Consider the following 377-nt stretch of genomic DNA (forward strand, 5'->3'; position numbering starts at 1 on the left):
CACGGCCATCTTGAAGCCAAAACCCGACTGACTACGACCAGCCAGACGTTGGATAACACCCAGGGTGTGTTGCTGGCGCAACACATTGACAGCCAGACCACAGGCCATTCCTTCACCAATACCGCCGGACAGGTGATAGCCGAAGACACCCTGACCTTAAATAGCGGTCAGCTGGATAATACTGCGGGGCTGCTACAGGCGGGTGGCGAGATGTCCATTGATACCCACGGTCACTGGCTCGCCAACGCTGCCACGACGGACAAAAAAGGTGGCCGGTTGTTAAGCGGCGGACACTTAACTTTGCGCACCGGCGACATCAATAACACCGGTGGGGTAATCGCGGCAGAGGGCAAAACCACCCTGACCAGCACCGCGCT

The 377-nt window shown here is 57.8% G+C and carries 1 protein-coding gene; it reads left to right on the forward strand.

Annotated elements, in window-relative coordinates; genetic code table 11:
- Positions 1-66: 66 nt before the first annotated feature.
- Positions 67-377, forward strand: a 311-nt coding sequence (locus AM629_RS21580) for a hypothetical protein (protein WP_235525601.1), incomplete at its 3' end; no start/stop codon positions are given.

It is taken from the genome of Photorhabdus heterorhabditis, assembly GCF_001280945.1.
GTDB classification, from domain to species: domain Bacteria; phylum Pseudomonadota; class Gammaproteobacteria; order Enterobacterales; family Enterobacteriaceae; genus Photorhabdus; species Photorhabdus heterorhabditis.